Consider the following 7,922-nt stretch of genomic DNA (forward strand, 5'->3'; position numbering starts at 1 on the left):
GGAAATCATTGGACTGATCAGTACCGATCTGTAGCGGGAAATCTGGCCTTGATGAGTATGAGTACTTTTAGAAGCTTTTACGGCATAGATGGAATGAGCGATCAGGACAAAGCAAGCTTTGGAGCCAATCACCTTGGTTCAGCACCAACGCCAGATGACAGAAAACAGATTGGCAGCTTTTTAGGAGGTGAACTCACTGCTAATGGAACATTTTACAAGTTTGTACAAACTGCCCAATATAGTACAGATGGTAGAATGAAAGGGGCTGGCTATGTTATTGAACAGCAGATAGATGTTATGTATGGAGGAACTACCTCATCTTTAAGTTTCCCAGAAGAAAGTGATATATGGGGAGATATATGGCACAGCACTCTTGCCAGGGCTATTGTGCCCGATGTATATACTTTAGATGTATCATGGGGAGCAACTTTTATTGCACTGGGAGGATCTAATTCATATACGGTCAACTTGATTACAAGGGGTAAGGACGCAGGTATACATTATACGCAGACACAAACAGGTTACTCCAACCAAAGAAGGAATGATTGGCGTTATGGCTTTGAAATTGATGGAGGGATCAACGGAGGGCATTTAATGTATAATGGCGACTCGAGAGAGTTAACGGCTGCTCATCTTTTGGGGATCACTCAGGTTACTTCAGGAGGGTTTATTGTTGGAGGCAATTTTATAAGAGGAATTGGTGACGATGGCAGGACGGTCATGTATGGAGTGTCTATGGGAATAGGAGAAACACTTGGGTTCTCACACGGTTCTGGAATCACAAAAGTTAAAACATGGTGAAGTTTATAAAAGTAGGAATAAGGATTGGAGTAGTTATTTTAGTTCTTATAATGATATATGGAGGAATAACATTAGCAATAGAGATGGTTCAGTCTAAAAATGAAGATATTAACTCTGAATATTTTTCTGTTATAGATGATATAAAAGTTAGTGAGAATCGTGCTACGCCAAGCTTCTTAATTAACGATGAATGGAGATATTTGGGGGGCTATGGAAGATTGATCATTCCTTTTGTTCAGCCTGGAGATTCAGTAGCAAAAGCACAGGGGCAGGATAAAATGGTTGTTTACCGTAAAGGTAAACTTGGAAGGTATGAAGTGTTAAAAGAGGTTGATCTGTAAACCTGATTAGCTCTTTAGTGAAATATAAAGCCCTGCAGAGATGCAAGGCTTTTTTATGAATAGGCTTGTCTAGTCTTAGCATCCCTCAACATGGCATCAATAGTAAAAAGGATGTGGTCTTTATCCGTTTCATTGAGGGTCAGAATGTCATTGATCCTTTTGAGCATGGTTTTATCCTTGATATAGTTGTCAGAGCTTCCGATCATGTAATCGAGAGAAACCTCGAGTACTTCCGCAATCTTGGCAGCCACTTCAATAGAAGGCTTTACCTCATCGCGCTCGTACCGGCCTACCGTTGTAGGGGTAGCTTTTAATGCTTTAGCAAGCGCCTCCTGCGACATTTTTTTATCCTTACGTGCCTGCACAATACGGCTTCCAAAACTCATATCTGTAATAATTTAATAGGTAAAACGGTGTTTTTTGGAGTATGTTAACTCAAATATATGTTATAAAATCCAAATAAGTTTTGGAAAAGTTCGCACACATCTGTTATATTCGGCACATATTTGAGTTGAAAACAAAAAAGAGGAATTTTTTTCATGACAGATAATCAGCACTCACTTACCAACCTTCAACCTTTGGAACATCTTCTCCGAGATGAAGACCCTTTAGAAATTGCCAGCCTGCTGGACGAGATCCTTTATGAAATGGTAAGCTACAGCGAGAGCCAGGGGAATGCCGGGGGGCTAGGCTACCGCTACCACCTGGTGCGCTTGCTGAGAAATGCCTTTAGTGAAATGGCCAAACCCAAAAGCTAATGGAGATACCAGACATCAAACAACAGCTAAGCATTGCCCAGGTGTTGGATCATTACCACCTGAAACCAGACAAACACGCCATGCTGCACTGCCCGTTCCACGATGACAAAACCCCGAGCCTGCAGGTGTACTACAAAACACAATCCTGCTACTGCTTCAGTGCCAACTGCAGCACCCACGGCAAGAGCCTTGACGTGATCGACTTTATTATGTACATGGACAAAAGCACGAAACACGAAGCCATCAAAAAGGCTGAATCCTTTATAACCGGAGGTGGAGCGGCCACAGCGCAACAACCTTTAAGCCGGACAGCAATGCTGACCAAAATGTTTACTTATTTTAGAAATGCCCTTCCCAGTTCCAAGCCAGCCCGTGACTATGTGGAAGGCCGGTCGTTGGACAGGGAAAAATTAGAAGTAGGCTATAACAGCGGCCAGTTCCACCACGGGACAAGGAAAGACAAACAACTGATTGAAAGCTGCCTGAAATATGGCCTATTGCTTGACAGAGGCCATGTAAACAACAGGACGGGAGAAAAAGCCTACAGCCCTTTTGGCAAAAACTGCATCGTGTTTGCACTGCGGAACCCACAAAACCAAGTGGTAAGCCTTTACTTTAGGAGTACGACTAACGACAAGAAAGCGAGACACTTCTATTTAAAAGACAGGCAGGGACTTTACCCCAACCATCCCAAACCAGATACTAAAAAAATGATCCTGACGGAATCCATCATTGATGCAGCCACTTTGCAGCAGCTTGAATTACAGGGTTATGAAATATTAGCCTTGTACGGCACCAATGTACTAACCGAAGAACACACCAAGGCTATCGGGGATCTGCAAGAGCTTGAAGAGATCATCTTCTTTTTAAATGGCGATGAAGCCGGAAGAAAGGCTACAGAGAAATATAGCAAAGCACTACAGGAGCTAAAGCCCTCAGTCAAAATCACACAAGTAGAAGTCCCTAAAAACGAAGATATAAACAGCTTAGCCCAAAGCCATGAACCGGAGATCTTCACGCACTTACTCGATAACCGGAAACCTTTTTTTCCTTCAAATGAAGTGAAGGAAGAACCAAAGCAATCCAAAGCACCTGCACCAGAAACCAAATGCATCTTGGACACCCAAAACCCCGAGCAAATCACCTTTGAAAACGAATGGCTGACCGCCACGGTCTGGGGCGGGATCGAGAAAGAAAACCTTAGCCGTTTAAAGATCAGCCTGCACATTAAAAGCAAAGAAAACAAATACAAGACCTTCCGCGATGATGTAAACCTGTACAGCCACCAAAGCACTAAAAAACTGATCCAGAACCTTACAGAAGCTTTAGAACTAAGCACCACCCAGATAAGCAACACAGTAACGGAGCTTACCGAGAAACTAGAAGAATACAGGATGCAAGAACGTGAAGCCCAGGTAAAAGCCCTGAAACCCAAGCTTTATGAAATGACCCACCAAGAGGAACAGCAGGCCATGAAGTTTTTGAAATCCCCCGAGCTTGTAAAAAGCACCCTGACACTAATTAGCCAAAGCGGCCTGATCGGAGAACAAAAAAACGGTTTACTGCTCTTCTTCCTGTACCTGTCCAGGTTCTTTGACGAGCCACTGCATGCTATCATCTTTGGAAGATCCGGAAGCGGCAAAACCTACCTGCAAACCAAGATCAGTGAATGCCTTCCGGAGGAATCAGTAAGGACAATCACGAGCTTAACAGAAAACACCCTTTACTACTCTACAAGGGACTTTTGGAAACATAAAGTACTATTAATCGAAGACCTTGACGGGGTTTACAATGCCTTTTTACCCCTGCGTGAGTTCATGAGCAAACAGAGCATAACCAAGCTCACCACCGATAAAGATGCCAAAGGCAACAACGTACAAAAAGTACTCACGGTAGAAGGCCCGATCTGCGTATCAGGAGCCACCACCAAAGAAGGCATCTATGAAGACAATGCCAACAGGAGCTACTTACTCCACATCAATGAAGGCGCCAACCACATGGAAGAAGTCATGGACTACCAAAGAAAACTACAGGCCGGACTAGTAGATGAAAACAGCCAGAACATAGCCAAACAACTGCTCAAAAACACCCAAAGACTGCTAAAGCCTATCAAGGTAATTAATCCTTACGCTACACAGCTCAAAATCCCTGACAGTGTTTTTAAGAAGCTCAGGACAAACATGCACTACCTGCGATTAATAGAAATCATCACCTTTTACCATCAGGGGCAGCGCCCCAGGCAAAAAAATGCAAAGGGCGAAGAATATATCCTTACCAACCTTGAAGACATCAGTTGGGCAAACAGGTTGGTAAAAGAAAGCCTGCTGCGCAAGTCTGACGAGCTGAACGGCCAGTTGAGAAGCTTCTTTGAAATCCTAAAAGCCACCATCAGCAAGAGGCCGGAAGACCAACGAGCCTTTTACAGCAAAGAGATCCGGGAGCAGTTCAGAATGAACCCCATGAAAGCCAACAGGTATTTAAGGGAACTTGAAATGTGGGGCTATATCAGGCAGGTTGGCGGCAACAGGAAAATAGGTTTTGAATATGAAGTAGCTGCATGGGAGGAATACCAGCACCTGCAATCAGGGATAGATATTTTGGATAGTACACTGCAGAAGCTGAAGGATAAAGAAGCTAAGAATAACAGCAAGAAATTAAGTGTAACATAAGTATAACACCAGTATAACATGGCTCCAATGTTATACTTAATCGCCCCATACGATCAGGAAACCAAGAAAACAACCCTAAAAAATGAAGTATAACAGTATAACACCGGGGGAAGCAAGAGGGGTAAAAGCAAAACCATCGTACACGTACCAGAGAATACTTGCAGGCTATAAAGAGTGGCTTGACATCATAGGTTACTCCAAAAGCACCGTGAAACGGTTCCCACTCAGGATGGAGCCTTTTATCCTTCACCTGAAAAAGGAAAACATTAGCAGCCTGGACAACGTGCCCTATGCAACCATAAGAAGCTATTACGAAGACCTGAAACACCACCGCAGCGAACACACCGGAGAGTTTTTAAACCCAAGTACCCTAAACGGGTACATCCGTAACCTGAACCTCTTTAACAAGTACCTGCAGGAGACAGACCAGGGCAGCCTTCAACTGGACATCAAGAGGGAAAAAGTACAAACCCCTGAAGCCGAAGTACTGGCAAAAGAAGAAATCCACCAGCTTTACGGAGCCTGTAGTGAGCAACTCCATGGCCTGAAAGAACGGGCAATATTAAGCCTTTACTATGGTTGCGGCCTCCGGTGTGGGGAAGGTGTAAGGCTTAACCTCAATGACGTAATGCTGGACAAACAAATGGTTTATGTACGGCAAAGCAAAACCGGCAGGGCGCGTTATGTCCCCTTCGTAGAGAGCCAGAAAAAAGACTTTGAACTGTACCTGAAACACTACCGGCCACACCTAGAAAGCCCATCGATGAAAGGGAAGGCCACTGCCCCCTTTTTGCTTAACCAGATCAGCCAGCGCATGAGCAACGACAATGTAACGAAAACCCTTAAAGACCTGATCGCAAGAACAGAAAACGAAGACCTGCAAAGCAGGAAGATCACCCCGCACACCCTTCGGCACAGCATAGCCACCCACTTGTTGCGGTCAGGTATGGAGTTGGAAGCCATCAGCCAGTTTTTAGGCCACCGGTGGCTTAGCAGTACACAAATTTACTTGCATTTATCTGCCGAAGTGTAACTAAGGAATACCTGAAAGATGGACTATAGCGAATACCTGCAAACGAGAAACTACAAAAGGAAGACCCTTGAAAGTTACCTGTACTACAGGGACGTGTTTTTAAAGTGGTTGGAAAGGGAAAACCTGACACTGGAAACCTGCCATTACACAGACCTTTTAAGCTACACCAAAGCACTGAAACCAAACAGGAGCCAGAGCAACCTGAACGGCCACATCAGGGGCGTAAAATATTATTACGAATACCTGCAAAAGGAAGGGGCAATAAACCACAACCCAGCCCAAAAACTACAGATCAGGGGGCGTGGCCTTCAACTTCCCGCAGACCTTTTGGCACCGGAAGAGCTGGACAAGCTTTACCAGGAACACCCAGCCGAAACACTGCCCCAGAAGCGGAACAAAGTACTGCTTGGCCTGATCGTTTACCAGGGGTTGCAGGAAAGGGAGCTAACCACATTAGAAGCTCAGGACATCAACCTGGAGAGGGGCACTATCAAAGTAAAACCATCAGGAAAAAGCAATGGAAGGACATTAAAACTGGAGGCCGTTCAAATCCTTTTGCTACAGCAGTTCATTAGCGAAATACTGCCAGAGATGAAAAACCAAAACATCAAATCCTTTACAGGCCAACTCACTTACTACTTGAAAAAGCGTTACCCTAAGTTCAAAAACCTGCTACACCTTCGAACCTGTTTAATCAGTCACTGGGCAGCGAAAAAGAACCTTCGGGAAGTGCAATACATGGCCGGCCATAAGAACCTGGTAAGTACAGAAGTTTACAAGCAAGTGAACCTGCAAGACCTGAAAAAAGCACTTGACCAGTTCCATCCGCTGAAGTAATAATCGAGGTAAGTTAGCGTTGGTGTATGGAACCAAACTTATGAATGATGAATATTATTAGCCTAATCGTACATTTTTTAAAGGAACATAAAAAGGCTTTGATTGCAATGATATTAGTCGGAGCAGCGATAACAATTTATGGACTGGATACTCAGTTGAAAATATCACAAGAACGGTATATAAATCAGCAAAAAGAGAATGACTTAAAGGAACGACAAAACTTATTTGAAAAGAAGCAGCTAAAAGCTAGAATATTAGACTCAATAAAAACAGCTGCAAATCGTGAAGAAAGGTTATCTATAAAAACAGAACGAGAGCAACTAGAAAAAGCTCAGTATGTTCTCGCAGCAGAAAAACAAAAAGTTGGACGTGAACGCCAAAAATTAGAAGCGCAAAAATATGTTAATGCTTTAGTGGCCGAGATATCAAATATGGGAGAAGCACGCAGTAATGGTGTGTATCTTATCTACAACAAGGAGTATAGAATATTACAGAGCAAACTTGATCAACTAGAAATACAATCAAGAATTGCGGGACAGTATGAGCTATGGAAGCCTTTTATAGATGCAAGAAGACCAAAAGTAAAACCATCACTTATAGTATCAGAGGGATAGTCTACCGCACAAATCCACCCGCCTGCATGAAGAGTGTTTTTGGTCGGGCATTTAGCCACTCCCAAAAAACAGCAAGGTAAAGCGGTGTTCGTCCGCTGCTCTCTCAGACTGCGTTCCGTAAAAAGCAAATCCACGCGCCTTAAACCGTTCCGTCCCGACGCGTCGGGACTTCACTATTTAGCCAACACACAAGGCCGATTTGCTTTTTACTCCACTTGCTTCGTTGTGCTGCTCCTCACGGCTGTTCCTATTTTTATTTTGATTGAATGATAAGCCTGCGGCAGCTAGGCAAAAATAAAAACCCACAGCCCGTGTTATTGCTCGCCTTCGCTCCTCAGTCAGACACAGCCAAGCCGCTGCGCTCCCTCTTGGCTGGCTTCCTTCGGGCTCGCGGCTACGTTCAGGATGTCTGCCTTCGTACCTCCGGCATCCACCTTCACTTCGCCTTTAAGGCTCGCAGGGCAGAAGACCTTAGCGGCGCCATGATCAGGGACACCCAGAGGAAGGCAAGCAGTTGGCTTGCAGCATTTTTTTGAAGACTAAAAGCCTTTAAAATGACAAGAAACGATAAAATGTTTGCCCAGGCTTTTACCCTTCAAAAAAACGTGATTATTAAACTTACTCGTCCTAGAAAAGTAGACCCGTTTTTGGAGATGATGTAAAAAATGCCGCTAAAAGATCAGACACCGATTTTTTGCAGCATCTACAAAAATGATCCAAGCCACGGGAAAGCCCTGCCATGAAATAGTAACATAACTGGCGCGGTAAGCATGCAGGCTCTCGATCTGGTGCAGTGCGTAACGGAGGGAAGGACAGGGTTGCCTAGTGGGGCTATTTTACATAATATGCTTATATAACCCGCAGATAAA

Annotated in this window: 8 protein-coding genes; 7 read left to right on the top strand and 1 reads right to left on the bottom strand. The window is 44.1% G+C overall.

All coding sequences use genetic code 11. The features are described from left to right. Positions 1–801, top strand: an 801-nt coding sequence (locus E1163_RS04545; protein ID WP_221417933.1) for a hypothetical protein, incomplete at its 5' end; no start/stop codon positions are given. After that, positions 795–1,142: a hypothetical protein gene (locus E1163_RS04550; RefSeq protein WP_155169958.1), complete on the top strand. Its 348-nt coding sequence runs from the start codon at positions 795–797 to the stop codon at positions 1,140–1,142. The genes E1163_RS04545 and E1163_RS04550, both read left to right, overlap by 7 nt. Positions 1,143–1,195: 53 nt before the next feature. On the opposite strand, the gene E1163_RS04555 is transcribed toward E1163_RS04550, so the two are convergent. Beyond that, on the bottom strand, positions 1,196–1,528 hold the full coding sequence (locus E1163_RS04555; protein WP_155169960.1) for a helix-turn-helix domain-containing protein: 333 nt from the start codon (positions 1,526–1,528) through the stop codon (positions 1,196–1,198). Between the two features lie 153 nt (positions 1,529–1,681). Between E1163_RS04555 and E1163_RS04560 the strand changes: the two genes are divergently transcribed. From E1163_RS04560 to E1163_RS04580, 5 genes are all read left to right on the top strand, one after another. Continuing rightward, the gene (locus tag E1163_RS04560) at positions 1,682–1,900 is read left to right on the top strand and encodes a hypothetical protein (RefSeq protein WP_155169962.1); all 219 of its coding nucleotides are present in this window, start codon (positions 1,682–1,684) and stop codon (positions 1,898–1,900) included. Continuing rightward, positions 1,900–4,569, top strand: a complete 2,670-nt coding sequence (locus E1163_RS04565; RefSeq protein WP_155169963.1) for a CHC2 zinc finger domain-containing protein — start codon at positions 1,900–1,902, stop codon at positions 4,567–4,569. Before E1163_RS04560 ends, E1163_RS04565 begins: the two co-directional genes overlap by 1 nt. Before the next feature lie 82 nt (positions 4,570–4,651). Further along, positions 4,652–5,602, top strand: a complete 951-nt coding sequence (locus E1163_RS04570) for a tyrosine-type recombinase/integrase (protein ID WP_155169965.1) — start codon at positions 4,652–4,654, stop codon at positions 5,600–5,602. 18 nt (positions 5,603–5,620) lie between these two features. After that, the gene (locus E1163_RS04575) at positions 5,621–6,439 is read left to right on the top strand and encodes a tyrosine-type recombinase/integrase (RefSeq protein WP_155169967.1); all 819 of its coding nucleotides are present in this window, start codon (positions 5,621–5,623) and stop codon (positions 6,437–6,439) included. Positions 6,440–6,483: 44 nt separating this feature from the next. Then, on the top strand, positions 6,484–7,053 hold the full coding sequence (locus tag E1163_RS04580; protein WP_155169969.1) for a hypothetical protein: 570 nt from the start codon (positions 6,484–6,486) through the stop codon (positions 7,051–7,053). Positions 7,054–7,922: the final 869 nt, after the last annotated feature.

It is taken from the genome of Fulvivirga kasyanovii (genome assembly GCF_009711405.1).
In the GTDB taxonomy this organism is placed as follows: Bacteria; Bacteroidota; Bacteroidia; order Cytophagales; family Cyclobacteriaceae; genus Fulvivirga; species Fulvivirga kasyanovii.